Origin of the sequence: Vibrio tapetis subsp. quintayensis (genome assembly GCF_030409945.1) — a bacterium.
Lineage (GTDB): Bacteria > Pseudomonadota > Gammaproteobacteria > Enterobacterales > Vibrionaceae > Vibrio > Vibrio quintayensis.
This window is the reverse complement of sequence record NZ_JAUFQV010000024.1, coordinates 145,897-167,061: the sequence shown is the minus strand read 5'-3', so window position 1 is coordinate 167,061 and position 21,165 is coordinate 145,897. Positions and strand designations below refer to the sequence as shown.

The window sequence follows — 21,165 nt, the reverse complement described above, 5'->3', positions numbered from 1 at the left end:
TTTAGGTTACGCTTTTCGCTCGACTAATGCTTTGCCCTTACGTAGCTTGCGGACCCACATTTTGGCCGGGTGTATTTTCTCTAAACTTTCTGTCGACATAGGCAGTGGATCGCCACATATCTGGGAGGCCAACGTCTCGGCCATTAACGGGGCAGAGCTTAAACCGCGAGAGCCTAACCCAACAAAGCAATACAAGTTGTCGTAACTTGGAACCGGCACGGCTTCTTCTTCCGCTAATGATGCTAAATCCCAATATGCGTTACGCAATTTGTCAAAATTGGCCACTTGGCCAACAAACGGCAGGTGATCTCGCGTAACACAGCGAACCCCTTGGCGTGCTAGGTTGCCGCTTACATCGACCTCTTTTGTCCATGCTTGGTTAGGCAAACATTTAGTGAGCTTTGCGCTGTTATCGGCGTGAGCATCAAGATCAAATTCTTGGTCGATATTGTCTTTGTCGTAACTTGCTCCGATGCAATGGTGCTGATTGTTTGGGTTTTGTGGCGTCATATAACCGTCGTAACACAATACTGTTTTTAAGTGTTTCAGTGTCTCGGTGGTCGGAATATGACTCACTTGCCCTTTTACAGCCGTCGCCGGGATCGGCTGGGTTTGCTCAAATCGAGTGAATTGATGGCCATTGGCGACCACAACGCATTGGTGTTGATGATGGATCGTTTCGCCCTGTTGATTGGTGCCAGAAAGCTGCCACCCATCGTTTAATTGGCTGATTTCAGTAATTGAGTGATTAAAGTGCGCCGTCAGTTGCTTTTTGTTGGTGAGATCGGCAACCAAACCTTGTGTTAATTGCGCGGGACTCAGCCAGCCGCCGAGTGGATAGTGAACACTGGCCACGTCGACATCTAATCCCAGTTTTTCATTCGTCTGTTCTGGTGTCAGTGCGTGAAGAAGTTCAGCATCAAGGCCGGCCTCCATCATGTTATCGAGCTTGGTTTGCGCTTTTTCATCCCAGCCTAGCTGAGTGACGCCGCACCAATCGTAGTCGAAATCGAGATACAGAGCCGCTTGGTTTACAAACTGGCGAGCAAACAAAAACGCCGGGGCAAAAACGCGAGACGCACCAGTATGAGAGCGGTTGATAAGGGGGTAGACGGCACCTTGTCGGTTACCAGAAGCCCCTTGTGCTGCTCGATCATCTTCACAATACAAGCTGACTCTAACGCCACGTTTGGCTAAGCATGCAGCAAGCGAGGCGCTGGCCACACCGCCGCCAATGATGGCGACATCATCTACGTGATTGGGGGAGCTTCGGTAAAACCACGGTTTAATATTAGTGTGTGATTTCTTCGTACTCAGTGAGCCTGCAATCATTTCCCGTTTTGTACCAAAGCCTTTGACTTTTTTCATATCAAAACCGGCTTCAATCAGCCCTCTGCGTACAAAACCTGCGGCAGTAAATGTGGCGCAGCTGCAATCTTGTTTAGCCAGTTTAGCCATTCCGTTGAATAGGTTTTGATTCCACATTTCTGGATTTTTGCTTGGCGCGAAACCATCTAGGAACCACGCATCAACAATGCCATCTTGATTGGTAGGCACGCTTGGCATGCAATCCTTAATATCGCCAAACCATAAATCGAGCGTGATAGAGCCATCGGCTAGGATGATACGGTGGCAATCTGGCACGGCGATTGGATAATGCTCGTGAAGCTGCTCGGCATACTTTGCGAGCTCAGGCCATGCTTGGTGCGCTTTGACTAAATCTGCTTTGCTGACTGGGAATTTCTCAAAACTAATGAAATGCAACTCTTTCAATTTGGCGTCAGGATTTTGGTGCCTAAAGTGTTCAAATTGATGCCATGCTGCCAAAAAATTCAGCCCGGTTCCGAACCCAGTTTCGGCGATAACAAAGCGTCGTTGATCGAAATCAGTCCAACGTTCAGGCAGGTGATTTTGCTTGAGGAACACATAACGGGTTTCTTCAAGGCCGTTAACGTTAGAAAAGTACACATCATCAAATTGATCGGAAACTGGGGTTCCGGCTTCATTCCAGTCGAGTATTGCGTTCTTTATCGTCGTCATAATAGGTTTGATCTTGGGGTTATTTGGCTTAAAGTAGTCGAGATTGTACGGATTTCTGGGAAAGCTGACCACTTTTGTTCGGTAACTTGGTTATCATCTTACGGATTTTTGAATTATAGGAATGTCACATGAAACGAGTCGTCATCACTGGTATGGGTATTGTTTCCAGTATTGGTAATAACGTTGAAGAAGTACTGGCGTCGCTTAAAACTGGCAAATCAGGCATCACCGCTTCTGAGCAGTTCAAAGAAAAAGGACTGCGTTCTCAAGTTTGGGGCGATCTGAAAATGAACCCAGCAGAGCACATCGATCGCAAGAAAATGCGTTTTATGGGTGAAGCTGCGGCATACGCGTACCTATCAATGGAGCAAGCAATTGCAGACTCAGGCCTAACAGAAGACCAAGTTTCTAACGACCGCACAGGTATCGTGGCAGGCTCAGGCGGCGCATCTTCATTGAACCAAGCGATCGCTGTTGATACTTTACGTGAGAAAGGCGTGAAGCGTATCGGTCCATACATGGTACCTCGTACTATGTCTTCTACTGTTTCAGCATGTCTTGCAACGCCATTTAAAATCCGTGGTGTGAACTACTCAATGAGCTCTGCATGTGCAACATCTGCACACTGTATTGGTCATGCAATGGAACTTATTCAACTTGGCAAACAAGATGTTGTGTTTGCAGGTGGTGGTGAAGAGCTTGATTGGACATTAACGATGATGTTCGATGCAATGGGCGCACTATCAACGAAATACAACGAAACGCCAGAATTGGCTTCTCGTACCTATGATGCAGACCGCGATGGTTTTGTTATCTCTGGTGGCGGCGGCATGCTGGTAGTTGAAGAATTAGAACACGCATTAGCGCGTGGTGCGAAAATCTACGGTGAAATCGTGGGTTACGGCGCGACATCAGACGGCTACGATATGGTTGCCCCTTCAGGTGAAGGCGCAGTACGTTGTATGAAGATGGCAATGCAAGAAGTCGACGGCGTTGATTACGTGAACACTCACGGTACATCTACTCCTGTTGGTGACGTAAAAGAGCTTGGTGCTATCCAAGAAGTCTTTGGTGGTAACAGCCCAGCGATTTCAGCAACGAAAGCAATGACAGGTCACGCACTGGGTGCAGCTGGTGTTCATGAAGCTATCTACTCGACTCTTATGCTAGAAAACAACTTTGTTGCACCAAGCATCAATGTAAACACTCTAGATGAAGCGGGCGAAGGCCTAGATATCGTGACTGAAATGCGCGAGCAAGAGCTAACTACAGTGATGTCGAATAGCTTCGGTTTTGGTGGCACAAACGCAACGCTTGTGATTAAAAAATACCAAGACTAACGTTTTCCAGGGCGGATTAGCTCAGCTGATCCACCAGACGCAGACCATGCCCCAGGAGAGCGGGGCACAGTCCTTTTGTTCTGGATATTGCCGACCTCTATATGGGGTCGGTTTTTTTATGGGTGTAATATCGCGCGCTAGATCACAGGAGATGTCGGCAGTCATGGCCTGGCTATAGTAGGTGAATCTGCGGCGGGCTCTGTCATTGTACAGCTAACCATACACTGCCAAATAGCTAGGCTTCGGCTTAGCTATTTTTTTGTCTGGAAATAATGCACAATCGGCCTACGACTCGTTACCTTGCCCAATCTAAGCCCATGAAAATAGTGATCGATGAAAACATGCCGTATGCACAGGCATTGTTTAGCCAGCTTGCCGATGTAGAGATGAAGTCAGGACGCACTCTGACTGCTGATGATCTAATTGATGTTGATGCACTGATGATCCGCTCAGTGACCAAAGTGAATACCAAATTACTTGCTAAAGCCAATAAACTGAAATTTGTTGGTACAGCGACCGCAGGTATGGATCACGTTGACCAAGCACTGTTAGCTGAAAGAAACATCGCCTTTAGCGCCGCCCCTGGTTGCAACAAAGTGGGTGTGGCCGAATATGCGATCAGCGTGCTGATGGTATTGGCTCAGCAACAAGGCTTTTCTATCTTTGATAAAACCGTTGGCATTGTCGGTGCGGGGCAAGTCGGGAGCTACTTGGCTAACTGTTTGCAAGGCATGGGCATTTCAGTGTTGTTAAACGATCCGCCTAAGCAGGCTGAGGGTGATGATCGAGCATTCACTCCCCTTGATGAATTACTTGAGAAATCAGACGTCATCACCTTGCATACACCGATCACCAAAGATGGCAACTACCCAACGCACCATTTAATGGATGAAGCTCGCCTGAGCAAATTGAGATCGAATCAAATCCTGATTAATGCCGCTCGCGGGCCTGTAGTAGACAACCAAGCATTGAAGAATCGCCTACAAATACAAGATGGCTTCTGCGCGGCACTGGATGTGTTTGAATTTGAACCAGAAGTCGACATGAATTTATTACCGCTACTTTCTTTTGCGACCCCCCATGTGGCAGGTTACGGATTAGAGGGTAAAGCACGTGGTACCACCATGATTTATAACACTTATTGTCAGTTTTTGAATCGAACGGAAAGGGCTGATGCCGCGGACTTATTACCGGTAGCCCCCGTACCTAGAGTGCAATTAGAACGAGAGTGGGATCACACAACACTGCACAATTTAACTCAGTTGATTTATGATGTGCGCCAAGACGATGCACTTTTTCGCCGTCAGATAGAAAATCCTGGTGCGTTTGATGAAATGCGCAAGCAATACTGGGACAGACGCGAGTACAGTGCAATCACATTAGTTGGCAATCAAGAGTGTAATCTTGAACCGCTGGCTAAATTAGGTTTTCAAATTGAGGTGAGAAATGAGCCAAGAATTTAACGTTGCAGTATTAGGTGCGACAGGCGCAGTCGGTGAAACTATTCTTGAAGTTCTGCAAGAAAGAAACTTCCCTGTAGGCGAAATTTTCTTGCTAGCAAGTGAGCGAAGCGAAGGTAAAACCGCTCGTTTTAACGGTAAGTCTGTGCAAGTGCAGAACGTTGAAGATTTCGACTGGTCTCAAGTTCATATTGCGCTATTTTCTGCTGGTGGCGATCTTTCTGAAAAGTGGGCACCCATTGCTGCTGATGAAGGCGTTGTGGTTATCGATAACACCTCTAAGTTCCGTTACGACTATGATGTACCTCTGGTTATTCCAGAAGTAAACCCAGAAGCGATTGCTGAGTTTCGTAACCGCAACATCATCGCAAACCCAAACTGTTCAACGATTCAAATGTTGGTTGCTCTTAAACCGATTCACGATGAAGTGGGCATTGAACGCATTAATGTTTCAACTTACCAATCGGTATCTGGTGCTGGTAAAGCGGGCATTGATGAATTAGCAGGTCAAACGGCGAGCCTATTGAATGGCCGTCCTGCTGAAGAAAAGGCGTTTAGTCAGCAAATCGCGTTCAACTGCATTCCGCAAATCGATGAGTTTGCAGAAAATGGTTACACTCGTGAAGAAATGAAAATGGTGTGGGAAACACAAAAAATTCTGAACGACGCTTCTATCATGGTAAACCCTACCTGTGTTCGCGTTCCGGTATTTTATGGCCATGCAGAATCGTTGCATATTGAGACACGAGCTCCGATTGGTGCAGAACAAGTCGTACAGTTGTTGTCTGATAGCGAAAGCATTGAAGTATTCCAAGACCAAGATTTCCCAACTCAAGTTCGTGATGCGGGTGGTAAAGACAACGTAATGGTTGGCCGTATTCGCAACGATATTAGTCACCATAGCGGTATTAATATGTGGGTTGTGGCTGATAATGTTCGTAAGGGTGCGGCAACTAACGCCGTACAAATTGCGGAAGTGTTGATACGCGACTATTTCTAAGCATATTGCTTGCCGCATCTTGTCGTAGATAAGTAAGCTGGCAACCAAAGGTTCAAATTACAGCCTTACATGCTCTCTGTATGTAAGGCTTTTTTGACGCTGCATAAATGTACGAAGTGCGTTTTTTTAAGTCAGAATGGTACGAATATCAATCTAGACACACATTTTTTACGTCTGACCCTATAGTTTTACAGTATTTATCCGATATATTTAGTAGATCACATTATTATTCAGTCATACAGAGCAAGAAAGCTGACCTTATATGCATCAATTTCTTAAGCGTTTTTTAACGCCCTTGCTTCTGATAGTCTCGACTCAAATTTCAGTAGTCCAAGCTGAAGCTATCAGAATAGTTGGTTCCAATGGAGAAGTTACCACTTCGCCACGATTTTCTGAGCAATTTAATCCGAGTGCTTCGGCCAATGAGCCGTCTTTGTTTTATGGCCCTACAGGCAGTAATGAAACCCTGTGGAGTATTGCAACACAACTAAGGCCAGCCAATAGCCTTTCTGTACAACAAACCTTGCTGGCTATATATCGCTTAAACCCACAAGCTTTCGAAAACCAGAATATCCATACACTGGTTCCTCGCAGCACGTTAAGAATCCCTTCACTCGAACAAGTTCAATCGGAATCGACCGCAGACGCCGTTAAAGTGATGGCCTCTCACCAAGCTCGTTTGAACAAACCCCAAATTCGTGTCGTGAAACCAGCAACGTCAAATGCTGAAACCAAGCCAGTAACACCAAGTAAACCAAGCACGGCGCAGAGCGAAACAGCGAAAAATAACGTGGCTAAAACGGAGCCTGTGAAGCCACAACCAGCAAGCACGGCCAAAGTCACCGATACAGGCGCAGGAGACTTAAAAGACAAGCTCAATATGTCAGAAGCTGAGCTGATGTCGCTGGAAGAAAAAAATCACCAGTTAAGATTGATGCTCTCAGATGTACAAAATGAAGTTGAGAACCTAAAAGAAGAGCTTAGTGACGAAGATAGAATTCGATTAGAAGTTGAAAAGCTGCTTGCCGCAGAAAGAATGAAGCAGCTAGAAATGGAGCAAAATGCCCCTTCTATGATGGAACGCATTATGTCGAATCCATTGCTATTGGGCGCACTAGCACTGATACCTGGCTTATTGATTGGCTTGATCGTCGTTCTGCTATTGAATCGTAAACGTGACGACACAGACGAAACGGCAGAGCAAAAAGAAGCGCCAGTTCAGCCGGTTCCAGAACCAACCGATGAGCTTGAAGAGATTAACTTAGAAGATGAGCTCATTGGTGAGATTGACGATTCTGAACTGAGCCTAGATGACGAGCTATTTGGTGACGAGTCTGAACCTACAGGTGATGACAACGCAGCGGATGATGACATCTTCGGTAACCTAGATGACGGCGACCTAGACTTCAACCTAGATGACGAAGATGGTGATGACCCATTTGCAGGCATTGGGGATGATGGCGAGCTGGGAGCGGAAATTGACGATTTAGAAGAAAGTGCAACAGGTATTAGCGTTGATGGCGATGAGCAGGCACTAGGCCTCGATGAAATGGCTCGTGCCCTAGATGATATTGAACCTGAAATCGAACAAGAAGACTTGCTAAACAGTGAGTTTGATTTAGCCGATGAAGACATGGGCATGTCGAATGACGACATTGATGCATTACTTGCAGGCGATGCCCCAACAGAAGAGCTAGAAGCTGAAACGCTTGATCAATCCATGCTTGATGACCTATTCGCTGGAGTAGATGCGACTGAGGGAGAAGACGATCTCGATTTTGGTACATTACTGTCTGACGGAGAATCCGAGAGTGCGGAAGCTGATGCATCAGAAATCGATGACTTATTAGCGGCAAATTCAACCTCTGAACAATCCGATGATGACTTAATCAATGAGTTGATGGGCACGGATTTCGATTTAAGTGATGACCAAGACTCAATTGATGACCTTATTGCTGAAGCAGGCTCGGAGCCAGAGCTTGATCAAAACAGCATTGACTTATTAGATGACGTACTTGGTGAAAACGTCGATGACATGCCAGAGCTTGATCAAAACAGCATCGACTTATTAGATGACGTACTTGGTGAAAGCGCCGATGACACGCCAGAGCTCGATCAAAACAGCATCGACTTATTAGACGACGTACTTGGTGAAAGCGTCGATGACACGCCAGAGCTTGATCAAAACAGCATCGACTTATTAGACGACGTACTTGGCGAAAGCGACGATACACCAGAGCTTGATCAAAACAGCATCGACTTATTAGACGACGTACTTGGCGAAAGCGACGATGACACGCCAGAGCTTGATCAAAACAGCATTGATTTATTAGATGACGTACTTGACGAAAGTGACGATACACCAGAGCTTGATCAAAACAGCATTGATTTGTTAGATGACGTACTTGGCGAAAGCGACGACACGCCAGAGCTTGATCAAAACAGTATCGACTTACTAGATGACGTACTTGGCGAAAGCGACGATACACCAGAGCTTGATCAAAACAGCATTGATTTATTAGATGATGTACTTGGCGAAAGCGACGACACGCCAGAGCTTGACCAAAATAGCATCGACTTATTAGACGATGTATTGGGTGAAAGCGATGATATGCCTGAACTGGATCAAGACAGCACCGATTTACTTGAAGATGTTCTAGGTGAAGATAATAAGTCGGCTATTGATTCAGATAGCGCAGACTTACTGGATGAGGTCTTTGATGAGCTTGAAGATAAACCGGCCGATCAAGCAGCTGAATCAGACATTGAAACGGATGAAATCAGCTTTGAATCTGAAGGGCAATTAGAGCCGGAAGCTAACCCCACTGAACCTACAGCATCATTTGAGCAGCAATTGGATCAGGCGATGGAACAAGCTGAGCCTGATGCAGAACCTACAGATGACGCTGAAATGTCAGCGGAATCTAAGGCCACAGAGGGTATTGATACTGTTGAAGAGATTGAAGCAGTAGAAGAAACCACCGATTATCAGCCTGCACCAATCGATGACCCGAGTTCTGCTTTCTCTCTAAAAGGCCATGAAGATGAGCCGTTAGATGCACTCATGGGTGAAAATCATGACTGGGATTCATCAACTACGTCAGATCAAGATTTAGCAGAAAATGAGGCTGAGCAAGCAACAGAGCAGGAACAACCACTGCCTGATGAACCTCCTGTCACCGAACCCGCTTCTGAAATAGCCGCGGAACCATCGGCTGAACAAGCGATAGAAAGCCCCGTAGCCTCTGATGTTGGCGACGGTAGCGCAGAGATGAGTGATGTTGCGGCTAAATCTTTAGATGAAAGTGCGCTGCAAAGCTCTATGGCTCCCGAGTCGGAGCAGTCTGAACCAGTAGAAGACTGGCAAGCGGAAGCGTTTACAGAGCAAGACAGCGAAGTTGAAGACGAAGAACTCGAGCTGCCAGGTTTTGAAGAACAACCACAAGACACAACTGAACCCGCGCCCCTTGAAGTGCCGGAAGCCGAGCCGTTAGAGGACGAAACTTCTGAACCAGAAGCACAGGAATCATTCCCGCAAGATCAAGGCGAAACGTCGGATCTGGATGATGAACCTGAGTTAGAAACTCTAAATTCTGATGCTGAAACAGTTGACGCTCCTGACGTTGAACTCAATCCTGCAGAGCCAGAGCCAGAGCCAGAGCCAGAGCCAGAGCCAGAGCCAGAGCCAGAGCCAGAGCCAGAGCCAGAGCCAGAGCCAGAGCCAGAGCCAGAGCCAGAGCCAGAGCCAGAGCCAGCAAAAGCACCTGCTGACCCAATGCCTGAAGCCATTCCAAATGAATTTGGTACGCCTCAAGACGACGACTGGGACTTTGATGATGTCAACTTGGACGCATTGGATGATGAGATCGAAGCTGCAGCCGCTGAAGAGGTGGCAGAGCCGTCAGTTGAAGCTGAACTACCAGAAGCTGAAATTGAGCAACCTTCCGATGAAGTACCTGAGTTAGATCTTCCCGAAATAGGTGATGACGAACTAGGTGTATTCGATGAAGAGTCTGCATTAGATGCCATTGATTTAGAACCAGCAGAGCTGACGCCAGAGGGATTTGCGTCTGAAGAATCAGCCCCTGAAGAGCTAGCTCCTGAATTAGTACCGGAAGAAACTGTTCAACCAGAAGCACTGATGTCAGAACCAGAGATATCTGAACCAGAGATGTCAGAGACAGAAGTTTCAGAACCAGCGGCTTTAGAGACGCCAGAAGCTGAAGTTGAGCAATCTGCCGATGAAGTACCTGAGTTAGATCTTCCCGAAATAGGTGATGACGAACTGGGCGTATTCGATGAAGAGTCTGCATTAGATGCCATCGATTTAGAACCAGCAGAGCTAACTTCAGAGGAATTTTCGCCTGATGAATCGGCCCCTGAAGAGCTAGCTCCTGAATTAGTACCGGAAGAAACAGTTCAACCAGAAGCGCTGATGTCAGAACCAGAGGTGTCTGAACCAGAGCTGTCTAAGCCAGAAGTTTCAGAACCAGCGGTTTTAGATACGCCAGAAGCTGAAATTGAGCAGCCTACCGCTGAGGTGCCTGAGTTAGATCTTCCTGAAATAGGTGATGACGAACTGGGCGTATTCGATGAAGAGTCCGCGTTAGATGCTATTGATCTTGAGCCTGCAGAGCTTGAGCCTGAAGAGTTTGAGCAACCAGAAGCTGAAGTAGAGGTTTCTGATCCGCTGGTGACTGAACTGTCTGATTTGGATTTCCAAGAGTTGGAATTACCAGAAATCAGCGATGATGAGCTGGGCGTGTTTGACGAAACCTCAGCGCTTGACGCGCAAGAGGCTGAAATAGAACAACCAGTCGCGACTAATGAAGCGTCAGAACGCACCATAAGTGCTGAAGAAATTGAACAATTTGATGAATCGGCAACGGTAGCAGAGCTGTTATCTGAGCCCTCTACGAGTGATTTTCCTGCGTTCGATCAGCCTCTAGACAGTGAGATGATAGACAGTGCAGGGCTAGACATCGAAGCCATGCTTGATGTGGGTGGTGAAGATTGGAATGGCTTTAACCTCACTCCAGAGCAACAAGCGTCTATCTCAGAAGAGGTACCGGAAGAAGATCAAGAAGCATGGGGTAACCTTGAAGCTCTTGATGAGCCGCAACTTGACGCTGAAGATTGGTCTAATCAACCGGATGTATCGAATCAGCAAGAAGAAGATCAATCGTTCATGAGTGTGGATGAGCTAATGGCTCAGGTTGAACGAGAAGAAGCTGAAATTGAGAAGCCAGATCTGGATGCGCAAGAGCTTGAATTGGATGTCGGTTTAAATGAGTTCCCTGATGTTCTGGGAGAGGTTGAACCTTTTGACGTTGATGACAACAGCGAAGCTGCAGGAAAGCTCGACTTAGCGAAAATCTATGTAGAAATGAACGACACAGAAGGTGCGATCAAGTTACTGGAAGAGTCGATTGTATACGGCGATGATGATGTTCGTAGAGAAGCTAAAGCGCTTATTGATAAATTGAACAAATCATAAAGCGGGTATAGCGAGATAAACAGGTGCCAGTGAGCGAAAGCAAGCTGGCATTTTTGTTGGTTGGTATTATACTCACCCCGTTTTGGTATAGAGGATGATAAAAATGCGCATAGCATTAGGCATAGAGTACGATGGTGCAAAATATTACGGCTGGCAGAAACAGCGCGACGTAGTAAGTGTGCAAGAAAAGTTGGAAAAAGCTTTGTCTATCGTGGCAAATCATCCGGTAGAAGTGCAGTGTGCGGGGCGAACAGACGCTGGCGTGCACGGTACTGGTCAGGTGGTTCACTTTGACACAACGGCCGTAAGAAAGCTTACGTCATGGACCATGGGCGCAAATACGAACATGCCTAAAGACATCGCGGTGCGATGGGCAAAAGAAGTGCCAGATGAATTCCATGCGCGATTTACAGCAACAGCAAGGCGCTATCGTTATGTGATTTATAACCATGCATTTCGTCCTGGTATCTTGTCTAAAGGTATTAGTCATTATCATGGCGAGTTGGATGTTGAAAGAATGCAATTGGCGGGGCAGTATCTACTAGGCGAAAATGACTTCACGTCGTTTCGAGCGATCCATTGTCAATCAAGAAGCCCTTGGCGAAATATGATCCACCTAAACGTGACGCGTCATGGTCATTATGTGGTCATCGATATCAAAGCCAATGCTTTTGTCCACCATATGGTGAGAAATATAACCGGAAGTTTAATAACGGTTGGCCGTGGTGAACAAGAGCCAGAATGGTTCCAATGGTTATTAGAAGCAAAAGATCGAAAACTGGCGAGCGCAACGGCTAAGGCAGAGGGTTTGTACTTGGTTGATGTTGATTACCCAGAGCATTTTGAGTTGCCTCGTGAGCCGATCGGCCCATTGTTTCTTCCTGAGAATCTTTAGCGCGATAATTTGACGCAAAACTGTGAACCAAAGCAGTTGAAAAGCTGCAATTTATCCTCTTTGTTGCTGTCATAAAATAGGTACAACCAGTTTTTGATCCACAGTAGGTCAATATTGTGGTTTAATCCTGACGCAGATTCTAAATTTATATCTTTTGCAATGAGGCGAAAGAGTTGAGAGAAAAGGTCTTCGATGAGTTGGCTTGAAAAGATTTTTAATAAAAGCAGTATTGCGAGTTCACGTAAAGCATCTATCCCAGAGGGTGTGTGGACAAAATGTACCTCTTGCGAGCAGGTACTTTATTACGCTGAATTAGAGCGTAACCTAGAAGTGTGTCCGAAATGTGATCATCACATGCGAGTAGGAGCACGTCGCCGTTTAGAAGGTTTCTTGGATCAAGACAATCGTGTGGAACTGGCAAATGAGCTAGAACCTAAAGATAAGTTGAAATTCAAGGATACTAAGCGTTACAAAGAGCGTATTTCTGTTGCTCAAAAGAAAAGTGGCGAGAAAGACGCACTGATTGTAATGCAAGGCGAATTGCTTGGCATTCCGGTTGTAGCGTGTGCATTTGAATTCTCCTTCATGGGTGGTTCAATGGGTTCTGTCGTAGGCGCACGTTTCGTACGTGCGGTAGAAGCAGCCATTGAAAATAACTGTGGTTTGGTTTGTTTTTCTGCCAGTGGTGGTGCGCGTATGCAAGAGGCATTGATGTCTCTAATGCAAATGGCGAAAACCAGCGCAGCGTTAGAACGTTTGTCTCAAAAGGGCTTGCCATTCTTTTCTGTAATGACCGACCCAACCATGGGTGGTGTTTCAGCAAGCTTGGCGATGCTAGGTGATATCAATATTGGTGAACCTAAAGCGCTGATCGGTTTTGCTGGCCGTCGTGTTATTGAACAAACTGTGCGTGAAGACCTACCTGATGGTTTCCAACGTAGTGAGTTCTTACTTGACCATGGTGCTATCGATATGATTGTTGATCGTCGTGAAATGCGTCAACGTATTGGTGGCTTGCTCGCTAAGATGACGGGTGTTGATTCTCCTATGGTGGTTTCGGTTAACGATTCTCCAGCTAAGGAAGAATACGAAGTACCAGTTGTCGAAGAAAAAGAGTAAAGTACTCATAAAACAACCCTTTCGGATTGGTTAACGTTTTAATGAGTCAAATTACAGTACCTAAAGCCACATCACCCCTATCGATGTGGCTTCATTATTTAGAAAATATTCATACTAGCGCGATCGATCTTGGATTGGAGCGTTCTCAAGCTGTTGCGCAGCGCGCATCTCTTATCAAACCTGCTCCTATTGTTATCACCGTTGCCGGAACTAATGGCAAGGGGTCAACTTGTGCATTAATGGAAGCAATACTGCTTGATGCTGGCTATTCAGTTGGTGTTTATAGCTCCCCTCATCTTATTCGTTATACCGAACGTGTTCGTATTAACGGAGAAGAGCTGGCGGAAGAAAAGCACAGTGAAGCCTTTGACTTCATCGAACAACAGCGTGGTGACTTTAGCTTAAGTTTCTTTGAATTCGGCACCTTGGCTGCTTTGAGGTTATTTCAAACAGAACAGGTTCAAGTTGTGCTGCTGGAAGTGGGGTTAGGCGGCCGCCTAGATGCAACTAATGTGGTTGATCACGATGTATCGGTAATCACCAGTTTGGCGGTTGACCATGTTGATTGGTTAGGCGATGACATCAACGTTATCGGCTACGAAAAAGCGGGTATCTTTCGTTCAGAAAAGCCTGCCATATGCGGTCAGCCAAAAGCACCCGCGACCGTGGCAGGCCACGCAGATGATATCGGCGCTCAGTTACATCAGGTGGGTATTCAGTTCAGTTATTTACAGCAAGGTGATAAGTGGACGTGGAAATCGGGTAATTTTACGTTGGATGATCTTCCTGTTCCAGGGTTGCCACTTCCTAATGCGGCCACTGCCATTATGGCGCTAGGCTGTGCTGAAGTAGAGCTTACTGACATGAATATTGTCAACGGGCTGAATCAAGCTCAGCTTCCTGGTCGAATGCAGCAATTGAATGATGCACCCAAAGTGTTATTGGATGTCGCGCATAACCCGCATTCCGCACAATACTTGGTCGAGCAACTTCAACAGCGCTATGCCGATAAGAAACTTCACCTCGTTGTGGCTATGTTGCACGACAAAGACATTGAAGCAACGTTAGCAACCTTGTCTCAGCTTTCACCAACTTGGTATCCAGCTTCACTAGAGGGGCCAAGAGCGGCTAGTGTTGAGGAGCTAACCCCACACTTGTCACAATGTGCCGGTAAGTTTACCAGCCCTGTAGAGGCGTTCCAGGCTGCGATTAAAGCAGCTGATGAAAACGATCTTATTGTTGTCGTCGGTTCATTTCATACTGTTGGTGCTGTATTAGAGCACTGGGAAAATAAAAGGGAGACGGATGGCCAGTAAATTTCAAAGTCGACTTGTCGGAACCATTATTCTTGCCGCTGTTGGTGTTATCGTATTGCCCGATGTGTTAGACGGTAAAAAAGAGCACTATCAAGAAGAGCTTGCGAGCATTCCTATTAAGCCTGTACAAGAAAGTGAGGTGGAATCTTTTGAGGTACTTGACCCAATCGAAGACGACGTATCTTTACCTGAGTCTCCGGTAGCGATCACAATACAGCCTGAGTCGACGGATCAAGCATCAACTGTCGATAAAGTCGTCGTGGTTGAAAAGCCTATCCCAGAGAAAAATGATTACCAAGACAGTGCGTGGATTATTCAGTTGATGGCGCTTAAAAATGTCGATAACGCGAAGAAGCTCGTCGCTGATTTACAAAAGCGTGGCTATCAAGCGCACATCAAGCAAGAAAACGGATATTCACGAGTCATCATTGGCCCTGATGTATCTAAGCCAAAACTTGAGCGACAAGTGAAAGAGTTACAAAAAATCACGGGTGCAAAAGGCCAATTGCTCAAATTTAGACCACTTAACCCATAAGAAAACGTTTGCGTCGCGCATTTTTCTGTTAAAATGCGCGCCAACTTAAGATGTGTATCAGATGATTTGGATAGATTTTGTCATTTTAGGGGTGATCGGCCTTTCGGCTTTGATCAGTTTAGTCCGTGGCTTTGTTAAAGAAGCACTGTCATTGGTGATTTGGTTTGGTGCATTTTTTATTGCCAGCCAGTACTACGCTAAATTAGCGGTGTATTTCACTAATATTCAAGACGACATGTTTCGAAACGGCGCGGCAATTGCAGCACTGTTTATCGCAACCTTAGTGGTCGGTTCCATTGTGAACTATGTGATAGGGCAGCTGGTGCAAAAAACAGGTTTGTCGGGAACCGACCGGATTTTAGGCGTTGTGTTTGGCGGTCTAAGAGGCGTGTTAATTGTTTCTGCAATCCTGTTTTTTATGGATGCATTTACTGCATTACCAAGTTCAGAGTGGTGGGAAGGCTCGCAGTTGATTCCGGAATTTAGCCGAATCATAGCGCCGTTTTTCGAGCACTTACAGCAAACATCTAGTTTTTTGTCTGGCGCGGTATAGCGCCAGCTTAGCCGCAAACCGAGGGTTTAATACATGTGTGGTATTGTTGGAATCGTGGGTACAACTCCTGTAAATCAGTCGATTTATGACGCCTTGACTGTGTTACAGCATCGTGGCCAGGATGCCGCTGGTATAATTACCATCGAAAGCAATCGTTTTCGTCTGAGAAAGGCGAACGGTTTAGTAAAAGATGTATTTGAAGCTAAGCATATGCAACGTCTTCAAGGTACGGTTGGTATTGGCCATGTTCGTTACCCAACAGCGGGTAGCTCTAGCGCTTCTGAAGCACAGCCATTTTACGTAAACTCGCCATACGGCATTACGCTTGCGCACAATGGTAACCTGACTAACGCTCATGAGCTTCGTGAAACTCTGTTTGAGACAGCACGCCGCCACGTTAACACGACGTCTGATTCAGAAGTTCTGCTGAATATCCTTGCGCACGAAATCGACCTAACGAAAGAAGTAACGAAAGATACCGTTTTCACGGCGATCTCACACGTTCATAAGCAAATTCGTGGTGCTTACGCTGTAACGGCGATGATCATCGGCCACGGTATGGTTGCATTCCGTGACCCTAACGGCATTCGTCCTCTTTGCCTTGGCAAGCGCGAAGTGGAAGGTGGCCGTACTGAGTACATGGTTGCTTCAGAATCTGTTGCTCTTGATGCGGTTGGTTTTGATTTTGTTCGTGATGTGGCACCTGGTGAAGCGGTTTACGCAACGTTTGACGGTGAGCTTTTCACGCAGCAGTGTGCAGAAAACCCACAAGTTAACCCTTGTATCTTTGAATTTGTTTACTTTGCTCGTCCAGATTCGTTTATCGATAAAGTCTCTGTTTACAGTGCTCGTGGCGAAATGGGTAAAAAGCTAGGTGAGCGCATTAAGACGGAATGGGAAGATTTGGATATCGATGTTGTTATTCCAATTCCTGAAACGTCTTGTGATATCGCACTTGAAATTTCGCAGATTATTGATAAGCCATACCGTCAAGGTTTTGTAAAGAATCGTTACGTTGGCCGTACGTTTATCATGCCAGGTCAGCAGCAGCGTAAGAAATCCGTTCGTCGCAAGCTCAACGCTATTCGTTCTGAATTCAAAGGTAAAAACGTGTTGTTGGTCGATGACTCTATCGTGCGTGGTACTACGTCTGAGCAAATCATTGAAATGGCTCGTGATTCAGGTGCTAAGAACGTTTATATGGTTTCAGCGGCTCCGGAAGTTCGCTTCCCTAACGTATACGGTATCGATATGCCAAGTGCGAACGAGTTGATCGCTCACGGTCGTGATAACGATGAAATCTGTAAGATGATCGGCGCCGATGCGCTAATGTACCAATTACTTGAAGATCTTGTTGTCGCGGTTGGTACTGGAAACCCTGATATCGCTCGATTCGAAACATCTGTATTTAACGGTGAATACGTAACGGGTGATGTGAACCAAGAATACTTGGAGTTCCTAGAGTCATTGCGTAATGATGATGCAAAATTTCAGCGCGATATTCAGCAAGACTTAGCGTCACTAGAGATGCACAACGAAGGCGCATAAGCTGACTACCTCGTTAGTGAGTTAACGTTGATTCATTAAAAAAGCCAGAACAGTTCATACTGCTCTGGCTTTTTTGTCTTTAGGCTTTACGTAGTGATTACTTTATGGAGTGTTGGCTAAAGAAATCAATCAGCAGGCGAACTTTCTCCGGTTGATGATCTTTGTGGTTGTATAGCATATAAACCTCGCGCTGATTAGACACCCAAGAGCTTAATACTCGTACCAATTCACCATTTTCTATGTAGTTGTCTACCATGACATTTGGCATCAGTGTGATCCCTAACCCCGCCGCACATGCTCGACGTACCACGTTCAATTCACTTGCCTCTATGCGTCCTCGTTCATTAACCGTTACAGTTTCGCCTTCATTATTTGAAAGCTGCCAACGCATTAATGGACTACCTTTTAAAAGTGCGTGTTCACGAAGATCTTCCGCATGATTAAGAGGACGGCTTTGTTTCAGGTATTCAGGGCTAGCGACAAGTACGTCTTCGACGGAATTGATTTTACGGGCGATCAAGCTAGAGTCGCGTTGAGGGCCAACCCGAAAGATGACGTCCCATTCAGTTGGATCCAGTTCATCGGCGCGGTTTGTCATAGCAAGTTCAAGGCGGATGTCTGGGTATGCCATCATGAAATCATTCAGAATCGGCATGATCATACGCTTAGTGATGTTAGATGGAGCAGAAATTCTTAGCTTGCCAGAGGCGCCTTTACAATCATCGGTGATGAATTCTGCGGTACTCGCAAGTTGTTGTAATAATGGTGAACACTCTTCATAAAAGCGTTCTCCCGCTTCTGTGAGTGCCAACTTTCTCGCATGACGATTGAGAAGTCGCAAGTTAAGCGAATCTTCTAGTGCTTGAATACGACGAGTAATGGTCGCTACCGGTATCAGTGTTTTCCGGGAGGTTGCTGTATAGCTGCCGTTTTCAATCACAAGGCGGAATAGATTTAGATCATCTAGTTTCATTATAAAGACACAGAATGGATGCGGAACTAAGAAGTGTAACCTATGTTTCCATATTGGTGTTGTTTCAAGTCAACATTTTTGTCCATGTGTGTATCAAGAACTTAGCGATAGATTCATCAATTTGAGGCGCAGGTCTGAATTTGCTTCTCTAACTTAGGTTGAGTAATCAACAGATACGAACTACTTTTTAAAGTAGAACAATAATAATAAAAAATGAGTCACGGTCTTTGAGGTTGGTTTATTATGAAGTCTTTGGTAAAGCAAAATTTTACAGAACATCAAATGGTTACGAATGTGAGTATGCAACAATCCGTAGTGATGATTGTCGATGACGATGCCGTTTTTCGTACTATGATCAGTGGGTTTTTAGCCAAACTAGGCTATGAAGTAATGGAAGCCGTTAACGGGTTAGATGGGTTACAAAAACTGCGGATACAAGTGCCGGACTTGGTTATCTGTGACTTATCTATGCCGATACTAAATGGAATCGAATTTGCGGAAGAGGTGTGCTGGGAGTACCCATCACTGCCTATGATCGTCGTTTCGGCCACTGAAGAAATGTCTGATGTGGCACGAGCACTGCGGTTCGGTATTAAGGATTTCCTAACAAAACCGATTACCGATCTTAATCACCTCAAAGGGGCGATTGAGAATACCATGTCGGATGCGGAGGAGATCGATGCCGAGCAAAGGGATTTCGCTAGTCAGTGGTTTAGAGTTGACTCAAATGGTCAGTTACCTGAAGAGCAAGAGTTACATTGGCATTTGGGTGAGTTGCAAGAGAACCCCAACATGGCTCGGCAACTGTTGGAAGCCTTGCTCCCAGATAGAGACACCACGCAAGGCGGTTGGAAGTGCAACTATCGCTTACTGCAATCTTCAGAACAGCTGCCATTTGTTATCGATTACGCGTGGGTTATGGAAGGCCAATTTGTTTTTTACATGGTGGACGCTTCGTCTGGCGGTGAGTCGTCTGTTGCGACTACCTTGCTGATTCGCGCCTTGTTTAATGACTACCTTCGTAACAAAGCTCATGAGCTTATCGATTTAAAGCAAATGTTAAGCACCATTGAAAAAGGCATTGCTTGTTCAGATTATGCGGAACCAATCAAAGGGTTGTTTGGTGTTGCAGATATGACCGATGGCTCAATCGCAGTCGCATCTACTGGGTTGGAATGCGTATGGGCTAATGGCAGTATCAATACTCACATTTTACCAGGCACGTTAATGGGGGAAGGCTGTGCGACTACCGCAACATTTCAACAATTGAACATGTTAGGAGGAGGGCAGTTGAATCTCAATAGGCTTGGAAGCGTCAGTTTTAGTTTAAATATCTCACCAAATAATGTGAATTGACACCACTAAAACTCGTACGGATCACTAAATAGCCCAGGTAAATACTCTCTAAGTGTTTGTCTGGGTTTGTTTTTGGTTAAATTACTGTTAATAACCATGAAGTTGCTGGGTTTTTGCCTGTGCAAGATTGAGCTATATTCTCACGCAATCAGTCTTTCCTTAGGCTCGCATGAGGCATGCTTAAGGGGATAAAATAATAAAACAGTGAGAAAGTAATGGAAGCAACAAACGCTCATCAAGACCCATATAACATTTTCTATTTTATCGGCTTTATTGCCGTGTTATTAATACCTACTCTTCCTGCAACGCTGACCTTGTTTCAAGTGTTTAACGGATACTAATTAATAAACGGAGTCGGTTATTGCAATTAAGCGTGCATTTTTCAATCTGATTGGTTGCCTAGCGTTGTTGCTTGGTATTATTGGTATCCCATTGCCAGTATTGCCCACGACTCCTTTTCTACTGTTGGCCAGCGCGTGCTTTATGCGTGGAAGCCCTAAATTCCACCATTGGCTGCATAGCCACCCATCATTTGGCCCTATTCTTACCAATTGGCACCAGCATGGAGCCGTTACAAAAGCTGTTAAACATCGTGCGTATTGGTTTATAGCAATCAGTTTCTCTTTTTCAATTGCGTTAGCCCCCTTGCTTTGGGTGAAGTTATTCTTAGTTGTCGTGCTTGTGGTCTTGATCACTTGGTTTCGTGGTGTACCTATCCATGATCCGGTTGCTGAGCACCAAGAAAATCACTAACATTAAAGAGAACTGTGCCCGCTCTATTTAGTGGGCGTTATTTTTTATGGTCTGTAGATAATGTACAGAAACCAAAAGCAAAGTGTTGTCGACATCTAATCAGTAGCTGACGTCGATCAACCGATATATAAAGACGACTATTATGACTGAACAAACCATCGCCCAAATTAAAGCAAGTATCAAGAGCATTCCGGATTACCCAAAAGCAGGCATTCTATTTAGAGATGTGACCAGCTTAATGGAAGATCCTGCAGCTTATCGCGCTACGATTAAGCTCTTGGTAGAGAAATACCAAGGCATGGGTTTTACAAAAATTGTTGGTACAGAAGCTCGCGGTTTCCTTTTTGGCGCTCCTTTAGCGTTAGAGTTAGGCGTTGGTTTTGTGCCAGTACGTAAGCCAGGTAAATTGCCACGTAAGACCATCGGCCAGACTTACGACCTAGAATACGGTACCGATACGCTTGAAATTCATACGGATGCGATTGAAGCTGGCGATAAAGTGCTAGTAGTTGATGACTTGCTAGCAACAGGCGGTACAATTGAAGCAACAACTAAGCTGATCCGCCAGTTAGGTGGTGAAGTAGAGCACGCAGCGTTTGTTATTAACCTGCCGGAGATCGGTGGTGAAACTCGTTTGCAAGAAATGGGTCTAACGGTTTACAGCATTTGTGAGTTTGACGGTCACTAACTGCCTAAGCTAGATGTGCGAAGTCAAAAGCTTCGCACAGACCTCTTAGCTTGTAGCACTAGCTTTTAGCACCCTCTCCCCCAATCGGAAAT

The 21,165-nt window shown here is 45.6% G+C and carries 16 protein-coding genes; 14 read left to right on the top strand and 2 right to left on the bottom strand.

Translation table 11 applies throughout. The annotated features are described in order from the left end of the window. Nucleotides 1-6: 6 nt before the first annotated feature. On the bottom strand, nt 7-2,040 hold the full coding sequence (gene mnmC, locus QWZ04_RS09545) for a bifunctional tRNA (5-methylaminomethyl-2-thiouridine)(34)-methyltransferase MnmC2/FAD-dependent 5-carboxymethylaminomethyl-2-thiouridine(34) oxidoreductase MnmC1 (RefSeq protein ID WP_290327329.1): 2,034 nt from the start codon (nt 2,038-2,040) through the stop codon (nt 7-9). A gap of 128 nt (nt 2,041-2,168) precedes the next feature. Between mnmC and fabB the strand changes: the two genes are divergently transcribed. The 10 genes from fabB to purF all read left to right on the top strand — a co-directional run bounded on the left by fabB (nt 2,169) and on the right by purF (nt 17,303). Then, nucleotides 2,169-3,380, top strand: a complete 1,212-nt coding sequence (gene fabB / locus QWZ04_RS09540) for a beta-ketoacyl-ACP synthase I (RefSeq protein ID WP_290327326.1) — start codon at nt 2,169-2,171, stop codon at nt 3,378-3,380. A 317-nt stretch (nt 3,381-3,697) separates the two neighbouring features. Next, entirely contained in the window at nt 3,698-4,843 is a 1,146-nt protein-coding gene (locus QWZ04_RS09535) for a 4-phosphoerythronate dehydrogenase (protein WP_290327405.1), read from the top strand. Continuing rightward, a complete protein-coding gene (locus tag QWZ04_RS09530; RefSeq protein WP_290327324.1) occupies nt 4,827-5,840 on the top strand; it encodes an aspartate-semialdehyde dehydrogenase in 1,014 nt (337 codons plus the stop codon). The genes QWZ04_RS09535 and QWZ04_RS09530 overlap by 17 nt, the downstream gene beginning before the upstream one ends. 262 nt (nt 5,841-6,102) lie before the next feature. Continuing rightward, nucleotides 6,103-11,337: a FimV/HubP family polar landmark protein gene (locus QWZ04_RS09525; RefSeq protein ID WP_290327322.1), complete on the top strand. Its 5,235-nt coding sequence runs from the start codon at nt 6,103-6,105 to the stop codon at nt 11,335-11,337. Nucleotides 11,338-11,440: 103 nt separating this feature from the next. Continuing rightward, on the top strand, nt 11,441-12,232 hold the full coding sequence (gene truA, locus QWZ04_RS09520; RefSeq protein WP_290327320.1) for a tRNA pseudouridine(38-40) synthase TruA: 792 nt from the start codon (nt 11,441-11,443) through the stop codon (nt 12,230-12,232). A gap of 192 nt (nt 12,233-12,424) precedes the next feature. Continuing rightward, the gene (gene accD, locus QWZ04_RS09515; RefSeq protein WP_290327318.1) at nt 12,425-13,351 is read left to right on the top strand and encodes an acetyl-CoA carboxylase, carboxyltransferase subunit beta; all 927 of its coding nucleotides are present in this window, start codon (nt 12,425-12,427) and stop codon (nt 13,349-13,351) included. 41 nt (nt 13,352-13,392) lie between these two features. Continuing rightward, nucleotides 13,393-14,667: a bifunctional tetrahydrofolate synthase/dihydrofolate synthase gene (gene folC / locus QWZ04_RS09510; protein ID WP_290327317.1), complete on the top strand. Its 1,275-nt coding sequence runs from the start codon at nt 13,393-13,395 to the stop codon at nt 14,665-14,667. After that, nucleotides 14,657-15,202, top strand: a complete 546-nt coding sequence (locus QWZ04_RS09505; RefSeq protein ID WP_290327314.1) for an SPOR domain-containing protein — start codon at nt 14,657-14,659, stop codon at nt 15,200-15,202. Before folC ends, QWZ04_RS09505 begins: the two co-directional genes overlap by 11 nt. Nucleotides 15,203-15,263: 61 nt before the next feature. Continuing rightward, nucleotides 15,264-15,755, top strand: coding sequence for a CvpA family protein (locus QWZ04_RS09500; RefSeq protein WP_290327311.1), 492 nt, complete (start codon nt 15,264-15,266; stop codon nt 15,753-15,755). 33 nt (nt 15,756-15,788) lie between these two features. After that, nucleotides 15,789-17,303 (top strand): amidophosphoribosyltransferase, encoded by a 1,515-nt coding sequence (purF, locus tag QWZ04_RS09495; RefSeq protein ID WP_290327309.1) that lies wholly within the window; start codon nt 15,789-15,791, stop codon nt 17,301-17,303. Nucleotides 17,304-17,400: 97 nt separating this feature from the next. On the opposite strand, the gene QWZ04_RS09490 is transcribed toward purF, so the two are convergent. Next, on the bottom strand, nt 17,401-18,276 hold the full coding sequence (locus QWZ04_RS09490) for a LysR family transcriptional regulator (RefSeq protein WP_290327307.1): 876 nt from the start codon (nt 18,274-18,276) through the stop codon (nt 17,401-17,403). 282 nt (nt 18,277-18,558) lie between these two features. Here QWZ04_RS09490 and QWZ04_RS09485 point away from each other — a divergent pair, with 282 nt between their 5' ends. The 4 genes from QWZ04_RS09485 (at nt 18,559) to apt (ending at nt 21,073) form a co-directional block, all read left to right on the top strand. Then, complete coding sequence (locus QWZ04_RS09485) at nt 18,559-19,632, top strand: response regulator (protein WP_435433600.1); 1,074 nt, start codon at nt 18,559-18,561, stop codon at nt 19,630-19,632. Between the two features lie 215 nt (nt 19,633-19,847). Beyond that, on the top strand, nt 19,848-19,973 hold the full coding sequence (locus tag QWZ04_RS09480; protein ID WP_290327303.1) for a hypothetical protein: 126 nt from the start codon (nt 19,848-19,850) through the stop codon (nt 19,971-19,973). 19 nt (nt 19,974-19,992) lie between these two features. Further along, nucleotides 19,993-20,385: a YbaN family protein gene (locus QWZ04_RS09475; RefSeq protein WP_290327403.1), complete on the top strand. Its 393-nt coding sequence runs from the start codon at nt 19,993-19,995 to the stop codon at nt 20,383-20,385. Nucleotides 20,386-20,527: 142 nt separating this feature from the next. Beyond that, nucleotides 20,528-21,073 (top strand): adenine phosphoribosyltransferase, encoded by a 546-nt coding sequence (gene apt / locus QWZ04_RS09470; protein WP_290327301.1) that lies wholly within the window; start codon nt 20,528-20,530, stop codon nt 21,071-21,073. Nucleotides 21,074-21,165 lie beyond the last annotated feature (92 nt).